Here is a 15,323-nt window from a genome sequence, read left to right as displayed (position 1 = left end):
AGGACACCTCAGCCCAGCTGGGCCTGCTTCGGCGCGAGTCCCCGCTCGGCCTCGCGCGCGACCTGGTCCCGGGTCGCGCCCCCCGCGGCGACGACGACCGCGCCCACCAGGCCCTCCACCAGGGGTGCCGCGGACAGCGTCACCCGGTCCGAGACGTCGTCGTCCAGGAGCTCCAGCGCGGTCTCGGCCGACAGCACGGCGCTGCCCAGGTCCATCAGGACGACGACGCCCTCGCCGGAGTCCGCGGCGGTGATCGCCTCGGACACCGCGACGGCGTCGGTGCCCAGCGAGCCGTCGTCCATCCCGGCGGCGACCTCGATGGCGAGCTCGCGGCCGGGCAGCATCTGCCGGGCCAGCTCGACCGCGGCGTCGGCCAGCGCGCGGCTGTGCGAGACGACGACGACGCCCACGCTCACGACAGCGTCTCCGCGGCCGCCTGCAGCAGGTACGCCGTCGAGGTGGCGCCCGGGTCGGCATGCCCCGCGCTGCGCTCGCCCAGGTAGCTGGCCCGGCCCTTGCGGGCGACCAGCGGCACGGTGGCGTCCCGGCCGTCGGCGGCGGCCTGGGCCGCCTCGGCGAGCGACCCCCCGGCGTCGAGGACGTCGCAGGCCGGCCCCAGCGCGTCGACCATCGTCTTGTCGCCCGGCTCGGCCTTGCCCCGGGCCAGCACACCCTCGAAGCCGGCCCGCAGTGCCGGCGCGAACCCCTCCTCGACTGCCCCTGCCATCCGCAGGAACAACGTCCCGTACAGCGGCCCGCTGGCCCCGCCGACCTTGCTGACCAGCGTCGCGCCGGTCTTCTTCAGCAGCGCCGCCGGGTCGGCCGGGGGAGCCTCGGTCACCGCGGCCACGACGGCGGTCATCCCGCGGTCCATGTTGGAGCCGTGGTCGGCGTCCCCGATGGCGGAGTCCAGGGCGGTCAGCTCGTCGCGGTGCTCGCGGACCAGCTCGGCGAACCGGGTGACCCAGGCGGTGAGCTGCTCGGTGGTGGGCGTGTCGCTCATGCGCCCCACCGGAGCCCGGGGGTGTCGACGGGGGCGTCCCACAGCCGCAGCAGCTCGTCGTCGGCCTGCAGCAGGGTGACCGAGCAGCCGGCCATCTCCAGGCTGGTCATGTACGGCCCGACCAGCGAGCGGGCGATGCCGATCCCGGACTCCTCCAAGATCGCCGCGACCTCGGCGTAGACCACGTACAGCTCGATCAGCGGGGTGCCGCCCAGGCCGTTGACGAAGCAGATGACGCCGTCGGTGAAGGCGTGGTCGGCCAGGATCGGCTCCACCAGCATCGCCGCCACCTCGCGGGCGGGGGCGATCGGCACGCGCCGGCGACCGGGTTCGCCGTGGATGCCGATGCCGATCTCCATCTCGCCCTCGGGGAGGTCGAAGGTCGGCTTGCCCGCGGCCGGCACGGTGCACGAGGTCAGCGCCATGCCCATGCTGCGGCCGGAGTCGTCGATGCGGCGGGCCAGGTCGGCCACCGCGGCCAGCGGCCGGCCCTCCGCGGCGGCTGCGCCGACGATCTTCTCCAGCAGCACCGTGGTGCCCACCCCACGCCGTCCGGCGGTGTAGAGGCTGTCCTGCACAGCGACGTCGTCGTCGACCACGACGGTGACCACCTCGGTGCCGGACTCGGCGGCGACCAGCTCGGCGGCCATCTCGAAGTTCATCACGTCGCCGGTGTAGTTCTTCACGATGTGCAGCACCCCGGCGCCGCCGTCGACGCCCTGGGTGGCCGCGACCATCTGGTAGGGCACCGGGGAGGTGAACACCTCGCCGGCGCAGGCCGCGTCGAGCATGCCGGGGCCGACGAAGCCGCCGTGCATGGGCTCGTGGCCGGCGCCGCCGCCCGAGACCAGCCCGACCTTGCCCTGCACGGGTGCATCACCCCGGAAGACGACGCGGTTCTCGTGGTCCACGCGGAGCCGGGGGTGGGCGGCCGCCATGCCCCGCAGGGCGTCGGCGACCACGTCGGCGGGGTCGTTGATGAGCTTCTTCACGGGGCTTCCTGACCTCGGGGGAGGGGCGGGTGCACCCGCAGGCTAGGACCGTCCGCAGGGCGGCACAACGCCCCGCGGATCAGGCGCCGGCCACCTCGGCGAACGCCGCCTCGATCACGTCGAGCGCCTCGTCGAGCAGGTCGTGCCCGATGACCAGGGGCGGCAGGAAGCGCAGCACGTTGCCGTAGGAGCCGGCGGTCAGCACGATCACGCCCTGCGCGTGGCAGGCCTTGGCGACCGCACCGGCCAGCGCGGCGTCGGGCTCGGTGGTCCCGGGGCGGACCAGCTCCAGGGCGATCATCGCCCCGCGGCCGCGGACCTCGCCGACGGCCGGGAAGCGCTCTGCCAGCGCCCGCAGGCGGGGCAGCATGCGCTCTCCGATCGCCCGGGCCGCGCCGTTGAGGTCCTCGGCCCGCATCGTCTCGATGGCACCCAGGGCGGCCGCGCAGGCGACCGGGTTGCCGCCGTAGGTGCCACCCAGGCCACCGGGGTGCACGGCGTCCATGATCTCGGCGCGGCCGGTGACCGCGGCCAGGGGCAGGCCGCCGGCCATGCCCTTCGCCGTCGTCACCAGGTCCGGGACGACGCCCTCGGCGTCGACGCCGAACCACTGCCCGGTGCGGCAGAAACCGGACTGGATCTCGTCGGCGATGAAGACCACGCCGTTGGCGGTGCACCACTGGCTGATCGCGGTGAGGAAACCGGGGGCCGGCTCGATGAAGCCGCCCTCGCCCTGCACGGGCTCGATGAGCACGGCGGCGGTGTTGCCCGCACCGACCTGGACCTCGATCTGGGAGATCGCGCGGGCGGCGGCGTCGGCTCCGGACAGACCGTCGCGGAAGGGGTAGCTCATCGGCACCCGGTAGACCTCGCCGGCGAAGGGGCCGAAGCGGTGCTTGTAGGGCATGTTCTTCGCCGTCAGCGCCATCGTGAGGTTGGTGCGGCCGTGGTAGGCGTGGTCGAAGACGACGACGCCCTGCCGGCCGGTGGCGTGCCGGGCGATCTTGACGGCGTTCTCGACGGCCTCGGAGCCGGAGTTGAACAGCGCGCTCTTCTTCGCGTGGGTGCCCGGGGTCAGCTCCGCGAGCGCCTCGCAGACGGCCACGTAGCCCTCGTAGGGCGTGACCATGAAGCAGGTGTGGGTGAAGTCGGCGACCTGGGCCTGCACGGCCTCGACCACCCGGGGAGCGGCGTTGCCGACGCTCACCACGGCGATGCCCGAGCCCAGGTCGATGAGGGTGTTGCCGTCGACGTCCTCGACGACACCGCCACCGGCGCGGGCCACGAAGACCGGCAGCGTGGTGCCCACACCGGCCGACACGGTCGCGTTGCGGCGGGCCATCAGCTCGCGGGAGCGCGGGCCGGGGATCTCGGTGACCAGCTGGCGCCGCTGCTGCAGCCCGGTCTGGTCCAGCACGTCGGTCATGGGTGTCTCCTCACGAGGGCTCGGTCCCCGCCATGGTGGCACCGATCGGCCGCGAATGGGGAATCCGTCGTGTGCGACCCCTCGGACGACGGAAAAGGGCGGTCGACCCGGAGGTCGACCGCCCTTTCCGGGGTGGATCAGGTCAGCTGGTCGGCACCGCGTTGGCGCGCAGGGCGCCGAGCAGGTCGTGGTTCAGCCGGGAGATCGTCTCCATCGAGATGCCCTTGGGGCAGACCGCGGAGCACTCACCGATGTTGGTGCAGCCACCGAAGTCCTCGGCGTCCTGCTGGGCGACCATCCGGACGACCCGGCTGTCCCGCTCGGGCTGGCCCTGGGGCAGCAGACCGAGGTGGGTCACCTTGGCGGCGGTGAAGAGCATCGCCGAGCCGTTGGGGCAGGCGGCGACGCAGGCACCGCAGCCGATGCAGGTGGCCGCGTCGAAGGCGGCGTCCGCGTCGACCTTGGGCACCGGGCTGGCGTGCGCGTCCGGGGCGGTCCCGGTCGGGGCGGAGATGAACCCACCGGCGGAGATGATCCGGTCGAAGGCGGACCGGTCGACGACGAGGTCCTTGACGACCGGGAAGCCCCCGGAGCGCCACGGCTCGATGTCGATGGTGTCGCCGTCGGAGAAGGACCGCATGTGCAGCTGGCAGGTGGTGGTCTGCTCCGGGCCGTGCGCGATCCCGTTGATCATCAGGCCGCAGCTGCCGCAGATGCCCTCGCGACAGTCGTGGTCGAAGGCGACGGGGTCCTCGCCCTCCAGGATCAGCTGCTCGTTGAGGACGTCGAGCATCTCCAGGAAGGACATGTCCGGGGAGACGTCGGTGAGGTGGTAGTTGGCCATCTTCCCCTTGACCTGCGGGGAGGGCTGGCGCCAGACCCTGAGGGTCAGCTTCATCACTTGTAGCTCCGCTGTGCGAGGTGGACGTACTCGTACTCGAGTGCTTCCTTGTGCAGGATCGGGGGCTCCCCCTCGGGGGTCCACCCCCAGGCCGCGACGTAGGCGAACTCCTCGTCGTTGCGCAGGGCCTCGCCCTCGGGGGTCTGGCTCTCGGCGCGGAAGTGCCCGCCGCAGCTCTCCTCGCGGTGCAGGGCGTCGATGCACATCAGCTCGGCGAGCTCGATGAAGTCGGCGACCCGGGCCGCGTGCTCGAGGTTCTGGTTGAAGGTGTTGGCGTCGCCGGCGACCTTGACGTTCGTCCAGAACTCCTTGCGGATCTCCGGGATGCGGTCCAGCGCCTTGCGCAGGCTCTCCGCCGTGCGCTCCATGCCGCAGTAGTCCCAGACCAAACGGCCGAGCTCGCGGTGGAAGGAGGCCACGGTGCGGGTGCCGTTGATCGACAGGAACTTCTCGACCTGGGCCTGCACGCCGGCCTCGGCCTCGACGATCGCCGGGTGGTCGGCGGGCACCTTCTCGAAGGGACCGGCCGACAGGTAGTCGGTGATCGTGTTCGGCAGCACGAAGTAGCCGTCGGACAGGCCCTGCATGAGGGCGCTGGCACCGAGGCGGTTGGCGCCGTGGTCGGAGAAGTTGGCCTCACCGATCACGAACAGGCCGGGGATCGTCGACTGGAGGTCGTAGTCGACCCACAGACCGCCCATCGTGTAGTGCACGGCCGGGTAGATCCGCATGGGCGCCGCGTACGGGTCCTCGCCGGTGATCCGGGCGTACATGTCGAAGAGGTTGCCGTACTTGGCCTCGACGGCCTTGCGGCCCAGCCGCTCGATCGCCTCGGCGAAGTCCAGGTAGACACCCAGGCCACCCGGGCCCACGCCGCGGCCCTCGTCGCAGACGTTCTTGGCCTGGCGGGAGGCGATGTCGCGGGGGACCAGGTTCCCGAACGCGGGGTACTTGCGCTCCAGGTAGTAGTCCCGCTCGTCCTCGGGGATGTCCTGGGGACGACGGCTGTCGCCGCGCTCCTTGGGCACCCACACGCGGCCGTCGTTGCGCAGCGACTCGCTCATCAGGGTCAGCTTCGACTGGTAGTCGCCGGAGACCGGGATGCAGGTGGGGTGGATCTGGGTGTAGCAGGGGTTGGCGAAGTACGCGCCCCGCTTGTGCGCCCGCCAGATCGCCGTGGTGTTGGAGCCCTTGGCGTTGGTGGACAGGTAGTAGACGTTGGAGTAGCCACCGGTGCCCAGCACGACCGCGTCGGCCAGGTGGGTGGTGACCTCGCCGTTGACCAGGTCACGGACGACGATCCCGCGGGCCTTGCCGTCCACGACGACCAGGTCGAGCATCTCGGTGCGCGAGTGGGTCTCGATGTTGCCGGCGGCGACCTGGCGCTCGAAGGCCTGGTAGGCGCCGATCAGCAGCTGCTGACCCGTCTGGCCGCGGGCGTAGAAGGTGCGCGAGACCTGGGCGCCACCGAAGGACCGGTTGTCCAGCAGGCCGCCGTACTCGCGGGCGAAGGGCACGCCCTGGGCCACGCACTGGTCGATGATCTGGGTGCTGACCTCGGCCAGGCGGTGGACGTTGTCCTCCCGCGAGCGGAAGTCCCCGCCCTTGACCGTGTCGTAGAAGAGGCGGTGCACGCTGTCGCCGTCGTTGCGGTAGTTCTTGGCGGCGTTGATGCCGCCCTGCGCTGCGATCGAGTGGGCGCGGCGCGGGCTGTCCTGGAACCAGAAGGACTTCACCCGGTAGCCGGCCTCGGCCAGGGTCGCGGCGGCGGCGCCACCGGCCAGGCCGGTGCCCACCACGATGATCGACATCTTGCGGCGGTTGGCCGGGTTCACCAGCTTGCCGCGGAACTTCCGCTCGCTCCACCGCTCCCCGATGGGGACGTCGCGGGGGGCCTTGGTGTCGGCGATGGGGTCGCCGTCGAAGTACAGCTCCAGTGCCATGTCTTCGTCCCTCTCAGTCGATGATGCCGAAGGTGACGGACAGCGGGATGAGCATGTACCCGCCGATCAGCACCACTGCGAAAGCGGTCGCGAACACGTTCAGTGCCCGCTCGCGTCGCTTGTTGCTGTGGCCCAGCGTCTGGGTCGCGCTCCAGACGCCGTGCCGGATGTGGAAGCCCAGGGCGAGCAGGGCCAGGAGGTACCAGACCGTCACGATCGGGTTCTGGAAGCCCTCGACCAGGCGCCCGTAGGGCAGCGAGTCGCGGCCGGCCGGGTTCACCGCACCGAGGGTGAGGTCCAGGATGTGCCAGATGATGAAGAGGATCAGGATGACGCCGCCCCAGCGCATGGTCCGCGAGGCGTAGCTCTGCTGGACCCGCTTCTTGGTGACGTAGCCGATCGGCCGGGCGCGCTTGGCCTGGCGCCACAGCGAGAACGCGGCCCAGATGTGCGCGGCCACCGCGACCAGCAGGACGATGCGGATGATCGTCAGCACCGTCAGGCGCGGGACGACCGGCTCACCGAGGTCGCGGAGGAACTCGGAGTAGGCGTTGAACGTCTCGGCACCGGCGAACGCCTTCAGGTTCCCCACCATGTGCGCGATGAGGTACAGCACGAAGATGATGCCGGTGACCGCCATGACGGCCTTCTTGAAGACCGACGAGCCGAACCGCCCGGTCTTCGGATCCCGCTTCGGACCGGGGTTCGCCCCCGCCGACTGCCCTGCCTGCTGCGTCGTCACTGTCGCCACGGACCCACGGTACGACCATGCACAGGTGAGACCCATGTGAACGCCGCGTGACACGGCTCATGTAAGGGGAGCCTCACCCGGGGAACGGGCGGGACCCGCTCCGTGTTCCCCGCACCAGGGACCGGTACACACCGGTCTCCACACCCGACCAGACAGGGGAGCACCGTGCCACCCACCACCCGCGGCTTTCTCGGCCGCAGCCGGCAGCCCCGCGACCCGCGGCTGCCCCCCGGCCAGTACGACGTCGGTGCGGACTGGCCCGTGCTGACCGCGGAGCCCACGCCCCGGATCAGCCCGGAGACCTGGTCCATCACCGTCGCCGGCCAGGTCGAGAGCCCGACGACCTGGGACTGGGACGGCGTGCACGCCCTGCCCGGCAGCGAGTACCGCGGCGACATCCACTGCGTCACCACCTGGTCCAAGTTCGACACCCGGTTCGCCGGGGTGTCCCTGGACGCGCTGTGGGACGTCGCGCGGCCGACCGAGGAGGGCCGCTTCGTGATGGCCACCTCGAAGTCGGGCTACACGACCAACCTGCCCATCGAGGACCTCACCGGTGGCAAGGCGTGGCTGGTCTGGGAGTTCGACGGGCAGCCGCTGTCCATCGAGCACGGCGGCCCCGTCCGGCTGCTGGTGCCGCACCTCTACTTCTGGAAGAGCGCGAAGTGGGTGACCAAGCTCGACGTCCTCGAGCGGGACCAGCAGGGCTTCTGGGAGCGCAACGGCTACCACGACCGGGGCGACCCGTGGCGTCAGCAGCGGTACCAGGGTGACTGACCCGGTCACGTCCTGGACGACGGCGACGGTCGCCGGGCTCACCCGGCCGATCGCCCGGGCGGTGGCGCTGCGGCTGGACGTCGTGGACCGGGTGGACCACCTGCCAGGCCAGCACTACGTGCTGCGCCTGACCGCGCCGGACGGCTACACCGCCCAGCGTTCCTACTCGGTGGCCTCGGCGCCCTCGGACCCGTTGGTGGAGCTCTTCGTCGAGCGGCTCGAGGACGGCGAGGTGTCCACCTACCTCGCCGACGTCGCCGAGCCGGGTGACGTCTTCGAGGTGCGCGGTCCCATCGGCGGCTGGTTCGCCTGGGACGGCGAGACCCCCGCGCTGCTGGTCGGCGGGGGCACCGGGGTCGTCCCCCTGGTGGCGATGGTCCGGCACGCCCGGGCGATCGGCCGGGAGGACCTGCTGCGGGTGGCCGTCTCGGCACGCACGCTGGCCGAGCTGCCCTACGCCGACGAGCTGGTCGCGGCGGGAGCGCTGGTGGTGACCACCCGGGAGGCGCACGGCATCCGCCCGGCCGCCCGGCTCACCGCGATGGACCTGCTCCCGCTGTGGGAGGAGGGCCAGACGGCGTTCGTCTGCGGTTCGACCGGGTTCGCCGAGTCGGCGAGCCAGCTGCTGGTCGGGCTCGGGTTCGCCCCCTCCGCCGTGCGGGTGGAGCGCTTCGGGCCCAGCGGCACCCCCGGCTGACCCGGTGGCTCAGCCCCGGGCGGCCCGGCGGACGGCGCCGGTGTAGCGGGTCAGCGCGACCGACTGCGCCAGCCGGCTGACCGGGCCGCCCAGCCGGGCGGCCCGGGTGGCCAGCCGGGAGAACGCCACCATCGCGAAGACGACGTCCCCGTCGGGTCGCAGCGTCACCAGGAACGACTCCTCGCCGCTCTCCGGGTGTCCGGGCAGGGTGCCGTAGGCGTAGCCCTGCTGGTCGCCCTCGGTGCGGGACCAGACCACCCGGCAGGGGATGCGCAGGCCCAGTGGTGGGAACCCGGCGGCCATCGAGACCACCGCGCCGAGCTCGCTGGCCGGCCCCGAGGCGTGCACCCGCAGGCCGGCGTGGCGCTGGGGCGCCCAGTCGAAGACGGCCGCGACCGCGCGGTCGAACGCGGCCCGCCCGGAGCCCACCACCGCCTCCCGCCGGACCACGTGCACGCCGTCCGGCACCGAGCCGTCCCGGGTGGCCCCGACCTCGGGGTAGGTGAAGGGGGCGTCGACGAGCGCGGCGAGGTCCGGGGGCACGCCCCCGAGTCTGTGCGCCGGTACCGTCCAGCGCACTGTGCTCGCCTCCGTCACCGCCACCCGCTACGTCCTCCCGCTGCGCGAGGGCGGGTCCCTGCCCGGCCTCATGGAGGCCGACGACCTGGGCACCTACGTGGTCAAGTGGCGCTCGGCCGGCCAGGGCGTCCCGGTGTTGGCCGCCGAGGTGGTCTGCGGCGAGCTGGCCCGCGCGCTGTCGCTGCCGGTCCCCGCACTGGTCACCGTCGAGGTCGCCCCGGAGCTGGCCGTGGGGGAGCCCGACCAGGAGGTGCAGGAGCTGCTGCGGCACTCCGCCGGCACCAACCTGGGGATGGACCACCTGCCCGGAGCGCTCGACTTCTCCGCCGGCAGCCCGGACGTCGACCCGGAGCTGGCCGGACGGGTGCTCTGGTTCGACGCGCTCATCGGCAACGTCGACCGCTCCTGGCGCAACCCCAACATGCTCTTCTGGCACGGCCGCCTGCAGCTGATCGACCACGGCGCCGCGCTGACCTTCCACCACCACTGGCCCGGTGCCCCGGCGGCCGTGGCCCGGCCCTACGACGCCGCGCAGCACGCGCTGATCGAGTCCCGGCCCGACGTCCGGGCGGCCGACGCGGCGCTGGGACCGCAGGTCACCCGCCCGCTGTTGGAGCGGGTCCTCGCCCAGGTGCCCGACGCCTGGTTGCGCGGACCGGACCCCGACGAGCCGGCCGGGACGACCCGGGAGCGCTACGTCGCCCAGCTGCTGGCCCGGCTCGACGCCCGGGACTCCTGGCTGCCCCCGCTGGTGCAGGCCGCGGCCGAGGGCTCCGCCGGCCGGCCGGCCGCGCCGCGTGGGCAGAACCGGCCGGGCTGGCTGGGCCCGCCGCCCCCGCCCGGGGTCACCCAGCGGTGAGCCGGGGCCTGGACACCTTCGAGTACGCCGTGCTGCGGGTGGTGCCGCGGGTCGAGCGGGGGGAGTGCCTCAACGCCGCGGTGCTCGTCTACTGCCGGCAGCGGGACTACCTCGGCTCCCGCGTGCACCTGGACGCCGACCGGCTCCGGGCCCTGGACCCGACAGCCGACCCGGTGGCCATCGCCTGGGCGCTGCAGGCAGCGGCCGACGTCTGCGCGGCGGCACCCGACGCCGGGGCCGCCGGTCGCGAGGCCCTGGGCCCCCGGTTCCGGTGGCTCACCGCGCCCCGGTCCACCGTCGTCCAGCCCTCGGCGGTGCACACCGGCCTGACAGCGGACCCGGACGCGGAGGCCGACCGGCTGCTGGACCTGCTGGTGCTCCCGCCCCGCTGACACAGCGGGGTGAACAGCGGGTGGTCCCCGGTTCACCCAGGGGACGGCTGTGTGTCACCGCTGCGCGGTGCGGGCTCCTTAGCGTCGCTGCCGACCGGGTGACAGCCATCGCCCCCCGCCCCGAGGAGCACCCATGGACTTCGACCGCCCCGAGCACTCCCCGACCAGCGACACCTTCGAGCAGCTGGTCGCCCGCCGGCTGAGCCGCCGTGACCTCTTCCGGGTCGGCGTCGTGGTCGGCGGTGCGGCCGCGGTGGCCGGGATCGCCGGCCCCGCCGCCGCCCTGCCCTCCCCGGCGTCCCCACCGGCCGGGCGCCCGGGCCCGGTGGGCCGGGACAACGCCTTCCGGCTGCCGATCACCCCGGTCGACCCGCCTGCCCCGGCGCCCTTCGACAGCCCGGTCGTGGCGGCCGGCTACACCCACGACGTCGTCATCCGCTGGGGCGACGACGTGTTCCCCGGCGGGACGCCGTTCGACGTGGACACCCAGACCGCCGCCTTGCAGCAGCGCCGGTTCGGCTTCAACGCCGACTACACCGCCTACTTCCCGCAGCGCCGCAACGACAACGGCACCAAGCGCGGCACCGAGGGCCTGCTGTGGGTCAACCACGAGTACACCGACGGCCGGATGATGTTCCGCGGCTACGACCCGGCCGCGCCCACCCGCGAGCAGGTCGACATCGAGCTCGCCGCGCACGGCGGCACGCTGGTGCGCATCGAGCAGGGCCGGGACGGCGTCTGGCGCCACGTCCCGCACCGGGACAACTTCCGGGTCACCGCGACCACCCCGATGACCCTCACCGGCCCGGTCGCCGGGGACCCCCGGGTCACGACCACGGCGGACCCCACGGGGCGTGCGGTGCTGGGCATGCTGAACAACTGCGGTGGCGGGGTCACCCCGTGGGGCACGCTGCTCACCGCGGAGGAGAACTTCGACCAGTACTTCGCCAACGCGGCAGCGGTGACCGACCCGCGCGCGAAGGAGGCGAACGCCCGCTTCGGCATCCCCGCCGGTGCCAGCGAGCGCAAGTGGGAGCGCTTCTACCCCCGCTTCGACCTGGCCCAGGAGCCCAACGAGCCCAACCGCTTCGGCTGGATCGTCGAGATCGACCCGTACGACCCGCGGGCGACGCCCAAGAAGCGCACCGCGATGGGCCGGTTCAAGCACGAGGCGGCGGCCGGGACGACGACCGCGGACGGCCGCTGGGCGGTCTACTCCGGGGACGACTCCCGCTTCGAGTTCGTCTACAAGTTCGTCACCCGGGACCGGGTCAACCGCAACGACCGGCGCAACGCCGACCTGCTGGACTCCGGCACGCTGTACGTGGCGCGCTTCGCCGCCGACGGGTCGGGGGAGTGGCTGCCGCTGGTGGCCGGACAGGGCCCGCTGACCGCGGCCAACGGCTTCGCCACCCAGGCCGACGTGCTGCTCCACACCCGGCAGGCGGCCACGCTGCTGGGCGCCACCCCGATGGACCGGCCCGAGGACATCGAGCCCAACCCGGTCACCGGCAGCGTGTACATCGCGCTGACCAACAACACCCGGCGCACCGAGGCCCAGGAGGACGCGGCCAACCCGCGCTCGGCCAACGCCGCCGGCCACGTCATCGAGCTCGTCGAGGACGGCAAGGACGCCGCGGCCACCCGGTTCGCCTGGAACATCCTGCTGCTGGCCGGTGACCGCACCACCCCCGAGGCCCGGTACGGGACCTTCAGCCCCGACCAGGTCAGCGAGCTGGCCTGTCCGGACAACCTGGCGGTGGACTCCCTCGGTCAGCTGTGGATCGCCACCGACGGGGCGCCCGGGGTGCTGGGCACCATGAACGACGCCGTCCTCGGGCTGACCGTCACCGGCCCCGAGCGCGGCCGGACCCAGCAGGTCTTCGGCGGGGTCTACGGCTCGGAGATGACCGGGGTGTTCTTCAACGCGACCGAGACCACGATGTTCGCCTCGGTCCAGCACCCGGGGGAGGGCGGCACCCTCGCGGCCCCGACCAGCAACTGGCCCGACGGCGGCAGCTCGGTCCCGCGGTCCTCGGTGGTCGCCATCCGGCGGGCCTGACCGGACCCGGCGGGGTCACGCAGCCGGGTCGGCGGGGAAGAGCCCGTCGACCCGGCGGGCCAGCTCGACGTCCAGGTCGGTGACCCCGCCGGCCGAGTGCGTGACCACGGCGATGCGCAGCGAGTCGTAGCGCAGGTCCAGGTCGGGGTGGTGGTCCATCTCCTCCGCGATGTCGGCGATGGCCACCACGGCATCGACGGCAGCGCGGAAGGAGGGCAGGTCCACCCGCCGGTAGATGCCCTGGGCGTCGCCGTCCCAGTGGGTCAGCTCGGCCACCGCGGCGGCGACCTCGTCGGCGGGCAGGGCCTGCGGGCGCGTCATGACGACACCCTGGCACTCAGGTGTGGAGTCCGCACTCCACCTTGTTGCGCCCGGCCCAGCGGCCGGCCCGGGGGTCCTCGCCGGGGGCGACGGGTCGGGTGCACGGGGCGCAGCCGATCGAGGCGTAGCCGATGTCCACCAGCGGGTTCACCGGGACGCCGTGCGCCGCGACGTAGCCGTCGACGTCGTCCTGGGTCCACGCCGCCAGCGGGTTGACCTTGACCATGCCGCGCTTGGCGTCCCAGTCGACCACCTTGGTGCCGCGACGGGTGTCGGCCTCGTCGCGCCGGACGCCGGAGCCCCAGGCGTCGAAGCCGGCCAGCGTGCGGGCCAGCGGCTGCACCTTGCGCATCGCGCAGCACAGGTCGGGGTCGCGGTCGTGCAGGGCGGGACCGAACTCGGCGTCCTGCTCGGCGACGGTCTTCTCCGCGGTCACCGACAGCACCCGGACGTCCATCACCGAGGCGATCCAGTCGCGGGTGCCGATGGTCTCGGCGAAGTGGTAGCCGGTCTCCAGGAAGACGACCTGCACACCGGGGTGCGCCCGGGACGCGAGGTGGGCCAGCAGCCCGTCGGCCATCGAGGAGGTGATCGCGAAGGAGTCGCCGAAGGTCTCCCCGGCCCAGCGCAGCACGGCGAGGGCCTGCTCGACCGGGTCGGCGATGCCCTCGAAGCGGGCGTCGGCCTCGGCGGCCAGCTCGGGCGTCGGTTCCACCAGCGTTGCGCTCACGGTCGCTGCACTCCTGTCCCGGTGGTGCGCAGGGCGAAGGTCCGCAGGCAGGACCCGCAGTGCCACTCGTCCTCGGTCTCCCGCGGCCGGAGGGTCTCCTCGCCGCAGTACGGGCAGTAGAACGGCGGCAGCTGGCGCGTTCTTCCCGGGGCGGTCAGCGGAGCCACTCCTCGTCCGCGCGGGTGGCGTAGGCGGCGAAGCGCTCGCCCTCCTCGCGGTGCTCGAGGTAGCCGCGCAGCACCCGCTCGACGTAGTCGGCGGTGTCGGTGGCGGCGACCTTGTGCCCGCGCAGCTTGCGGCCGATGGAGGACTCGAAGCCCAGGTGCCCGCCGAGGTGGACCTGGAAGCCCTCCTCACCTCCGACGACCATCCCCTTGAAGCCGATGTCGGCGGTCTGGAACCGGGCGCAGGAGTTCGGGCAGCCGTTGACGTTGATGGTGACGGGTTCGTCGAAGCCGGGCAGCCGGCGCTCCAGCTCCTCGGTCAGCTCACGGGCGCGGCCCTTGGTCTCCACGATCGCCAGCTTGCAGAACTCGATGCCGGTGCAGGCCATCGTCTGCCGGCGGAACACGCTGGGCCGGACCTGCAGGTCGTGCTCGGCCAGCGCCGCGACGAGGTCCTCCACCCGGTCGTCGGGGACGTCGAGGACGACGAGCTTCTGGTCCGCCGTCGTCCGGATGCGGCCCTGGCCGTGCTCCTCGGCGAGGTCGGCGACGGTGCTCAGCAGCTCCCCGCCGATCCGGCCGGTGTGCAGGGCGAACCCCACGGCGTTGAGACCGTCGCGCTGGCGCTGGACGCCGACGTGGTCGCGCTGGTCGGTGGCGGGGCGCTCGGGGGCCGGGCCGTCGGGGAGCGTCTCGTGCAGGTACTCGTCCTGCAGCACCTGGCGGAACTTCTCGGTGCCCCAGTCGGCGATCAGGAACTTGATCCGGGCGTGGGTGCGCGAGCGCCGGTAGCCGTAGTCGCGGAACACCGCGCAGACCCCGGCCCACACGTCCGAGACCTGGTCGGGCCGGACGAAGACGCCCAGCCGCTGGGCGAACATCGGGTTGGTGGACAGCCCACCACCGACCCACAGGTCGTAGCCGGCCTCGCCCGCGGCGTTGCGCACGCCGACGAAGGCGACGTCGTTGATCTCGTGGTTGGTGCAGTGGTGCGTGCACCCCGACACCGAGGACTTGAACTTGCGCGGCAGGTTGGAGAACTGCGGGTCACCGACGTACTTCTCCACCGTCTCGGCGATCACGTCGGTGGCGTCGAGCAGCTCGTCGTCCAGCACGCCGGCCAGCGGGCAGCCCAGCACCACGCGGGGGGTGTCGCCGCAGGCCTCGGTGGTGGACAGCCCGACGGCCTCCAGCCGCTCCCAGATCGTGGGCACGTCCTCGATGCGGATCCAGTGCAGCTGCACGTTCTGCCGGTCGGTGACGTCGGCGACGCCGCGGCCGAACTCCACCGAGATGCCGGCGACCACGCGCAGCTGCTCGGCCGACAGCTGTCCGCCGTCGATGCGCACCCGCAGCATGAAGTAGTGGTCCTCGAGCTCCTCGGGCTCCAGCACGGCGGTCTTGCCGCCGGGGATGCCCTGGGCGCGCTGGGTGTAGAGGCCCATCCAGCGCATCCGGCCGCGCAGGTCGCCGGGGTCGATGGAGTCGAACCCGCCCTTGGAGTAGACGTCGATGATCCGCTGCCGGACCTCCAGGCCGTCGGAGTCCTTCTTCATCCGCTCGTTGGGGTTCAGCGGCTCGCGGTAGCCCAGGGCCCACTGGCCCTGCCCCTTCTGCGGGGTGCGGCTGGTGCGGGTGGGTGTCGACACGTCGGGGCTCCAGGGGTGCGCGCGCGACCGCGGTGCGGTGGCGCCGGCGCTGCTGCGGGGGAGAGGGGTGCGCTGCT

The 15,323-nt window shown here is 72.9% G+C and carries 17 protein-coding genes; 5 read left to right on the top strand and 12 right to left on the bottom strand.

What is annotated here, in order from left to right; genetic code table 11:
- Window positions 1-8: 8 nt before the first annotated feature.
- From dhaM to ASG41_RS08710, 7 genes are all read right to left on the bottom strand, one after another.
- A complete protein-coding gene (gene dhaM / locus ASG41_RS08740; protein ID WP_056292768.1) occupies window positions 9-416 on the bottom strand; it encodes a dihydroxyacetone kinase phosphoryl donor subunit DhaM in 408 nt (135 codons plus the stop codon).
- A complete protein-coding gene (dhaL, locus tag ASG41_RS08735; protein WP_056294651.1) occupies window positions 413-1,003 on the bottom strand; it encodes a dihydroxyacetone kinase subunit DhaL in 591 nt (196 codons plus the stop codon). The genes dhaM and dhaL overlap by 4 nt, the downstream gene beginning before the upstream one ends.
- Window positions 1,000-1,995, bottom strand: a complete 996-nt coding sequence (gene dhaK, locus ASG41_RS08730) for a dihydroxyacetone kinase subunit DhaK (RefSeq protein WP_056292766.1) — start codon at window positions 1,993-1,995, stop codon at window positions 1,000-1,002. Before dhaK ends, dhaL begins: the two co-directional genes overlap by 4 nt.
- Before the next feature lie 79 nt (window positions 1,996-2,074).
- A complete protein-coding gene (gene gabT / locus ASG41_RS08725) occupies window positions 2,075-3,421 on the bottom strand; it encodes a 4-aminobutyrate--2-oxoglutarate transaminase (protein WP_056292764.1) in 1,347 nt (448 codons plus the stop codon).
- A 142-nt stretch (window positions 3,422-3,563) separates the two neighbouring features.
- Window positions 3,564-4,319, bottom strand: coding sequence for a succinate dehydrogenase/fumarate reductase iron-sulfur subunit (locus ASG41_RS08720; RefSeq protein WP_056294648.1), 756 nt, complete (start codon window positions 4,317-4,319; stop codon window positions 3,564-3,566).
- A complete protein-coding gene (locus ASG41_RS08715) occupies window positions 4,319-6,265 on the bottom strand; it encodes a fumarate reductase/succinate dehydrogenase flavoprotein subunit (protein WP_200938799.1) in 1,947 nt (648 codons plus the stop codon). The genes ASG41_RS08720 and ASG41_RS08715 overlap by 1 nt, the downstream gene beginning before the upstream one ends.
- A 13-nt stretch (window positions 6,266-6,278) precedes the next feature.
- The gene (locus ASG41_RS08710; protein WP_235564660.1) at window positions 6,279-7,016 is read right to left on the bottom strand and encodes a succinate dehydrogenase cytochrome b subunit; all 738 of its coding nucleotides are present in this window, start codon (window positions 7,014-7,016) and stop codon (window positions 6,279-6,281) included.
- A gap of 165 nt (window positions 7,017-7,181) precedes the next feature.
- Between ASG41_RS08710 and ASG41_RS08705 the strand changes: the two genes are divergently transcribed.
- The gene (locus tag ASG41_RS08705; protein WP_056292762.1) at window positions 7,182-7,793 is read left to right on the top strand and encodes a sulfite oxidase-like oxidoreductase; all 612 of its coding nucleotides are present in this window, start codon (window positions 7,182-7,184) and stop codon (window positions 7,791-7,793) included.
- Window positions 7,786-8,490, top strand: a complete 705-nt coding sequence (locus tag ASG41_RS08700) for an FAD-binding oxidoreductase (RefSeq protein WP_235564658.1) — start codon at window positions 7,786-7,788, stop codon at window positions 8,488-8,490. Before ASG41_RS08705 ends, ASG41_RS08700 begins: the two co-directional genes overlap by 8 nt.
- Before the next feature lie 9 nt (window positions 8,491-8,499).
- Here ASG41_RS08700 and ASG41_RS08695 read toward each other — a convergent pair whose 3' ends face one another.
- On the bottom strand, window positions 8,500-9,033 hold the full coding sequence (locus ASG41_RS08695; RefSeq protein WP_056292760.1) for a DUF1990 family protein: 534 nt from the start codon (window positions 9,031-9,033) through the stop codon (window positions 8,500-8,502).
- A 37-nt stretch (window positions 9,034-9,070) separates the two neighbouring features.
- On the opposite strand from ASG41_RS08695, the gene ASG41_RS08690 reads away from it, so the two are divergent.
- The 3 genes from ASG41_RS08690 (at window position 9,071) to ASG41_RS08680 (ending at window position 12,382) form a co-directional block, all read left to right on the top strand.
- On the top strand, window positions 9,071-9,928 hold the full coding sequence (locus tag ASG41_RS08690) for a HipA family kinase (RefSeq protein ID WP_056292758.1): 858 nt from the start codon (window positions 9,071-9,073) through the stop codon (window positions 9,926-9,928).
- Window positions 9,925-10,320 carry a DUF3037 domain-containing protein gene (locus ASG41_RS08685; protein WP_056292756.1) on the top strand — a complete coding sequence of 132 codons (396 nt, stop codon included), beginning with the start codon at window positions 9,925-9,927 and terminating at the stop codon, window positions 10,318-10,320. The genes ASG41_RS08690 and ASG41_RS08685 overlap by 4 nt, the downstream gene beginning before the upstream one ends.
- A gap of 133 nt (window positions 10,321-10,453) precedes the next feature.
- Window positions 10,454-12,382 carry a PhoX family phosphatase gene (locus tag ASG41_RS08680; RefSeq protein ID WP_056292753.1) on the top strand — a complete coding sequence of 643 codons (1,929 nt, stop codon included), beginning with the start codon at window positions 10,454-10,456 and terminating at the stop codon, window positions 12,380-12,382.
- A gap of 15 nt (window positions 12,383-12,397) precedes the next feature.
- Here the strand turns inward: ASG41_RS08680 and ASG41_RS08675 are convergent, their stop codons facing one another.
- Genes ASG41_RS08675 through ASG41_RS08665 form a run of 4 tightly spaced genes read right to left on the bottom strand, consistent with a single transcriptional unit; the run spans window position 12,398 to window position 15,246 of the window.
- Window positions 12,398-12,703, bottom strand: coding sequence for a 4a-hydroxytetrahydrobiopterin dehydratase (locus ASG41_RS08675; protein WP_056292751.1), 306 nt, complete (start codon window positions 12,701-12,703; stop codon window positions 12,398-12,400).
- Between the two features lie 16 nt (window positions 12,704-12,719).
- On the bottom strand, window positions 12,720-13,433 hold the full coding sequence (locus ASG41_RS08670; RefSeq protein ID WP_056292749.1) for a phosphoadenylyl-sulfate reductase: 714 nt from the start codon (window positions 13,431-13,433) through the stop codon (window positions 12,720-12,722).
- Window positions 13,430-13,600 (bottom strand): hypothetical protein, encoded by a 171-nt coding sequence (locus ASG41_RS23545; protein WP_200938798.1) that lies wholly within the window; start codon window positions 13,598-13,600, stop codon window positions 13,430-13,432. Before ASG41_RS23545 ends, ASG41_RS08670 begins: the two co-directional genes overlap by 4 nt.
- Entirely contained in the window at window positions 13,588-15,246 is a 1,659-nt protein-coding gene (locus ASG41_RS08665) for a nitrite/sulfite reductase (RefSeq protein ID WP_056292744.1), read from the bottom strand. Before ASG41_RS08665 ends, ASG41_RS23545 begins: the two co-directional genes overlap by 13 nt.
- Window positions 15,247-15,323: the final 77 nt, after the last annotated feature.

The organism is Modestobacter sp. Leaf380 (genome assembly GCF_001424485.1).
Taxonomy (GTDB): Bacteria; Actinomycetota; Actinomycetes; order Mycobacteriales; family Geodermatophilaceae; genus Klenkia.
This window is presented reverse-complemented; position numbering and strand designations above follow the sequence as displayed.

What these genes read in the sequence shown, in the direction of transcription:
- ASG41_RS08675 (WP_056292751.1), bottom strand. Translation starts at nt 12,703, where the DNA reads ATGACGCGCCCGCAGGCCCTGCCCGCCGACGAGGTCGCCGCCGCGGTG.
- dhaL (WP_056294651.1), bottom strand. Translation starts at nt 1,003, where the DNA reads ATGAGCGACACGCCCACCACCGAGCAGCTCACCGCCTGGGTCACCCGG.
- ASG41_RS08680 (WP_056292753.1), top strand. Translation starts at nt 10,454, where the DNA reads ATGGACTTCGACCGCCCCGAGCACTCCCCGACCAGCGACACCTTCGAG.
- ASG41_RS08720 (WP_056294648.1), bottom strand. Translation starts at nt 4,319, where the DNA reads ATGAAGCTGACCCTCAGGGTCTGGCGCCAGCCCTCCCCGCAGGTCAAG.
- gabT (WP_056292764.1), bottom strand. Translation starts at nt 3,421, where the DNA reads ATGACCGACGTGCTGGACCAGACCGGGCTGCAGCAGCGGCGCCAGCTG.
- ASG41_RS08715 (WP_200938799.1), bottom strand. Translation starts at nt 6,265, where the DNA reads ATGGCACTGGAGCTGTACTTCGACGGCGACCCCATCGCCGACACCAAG.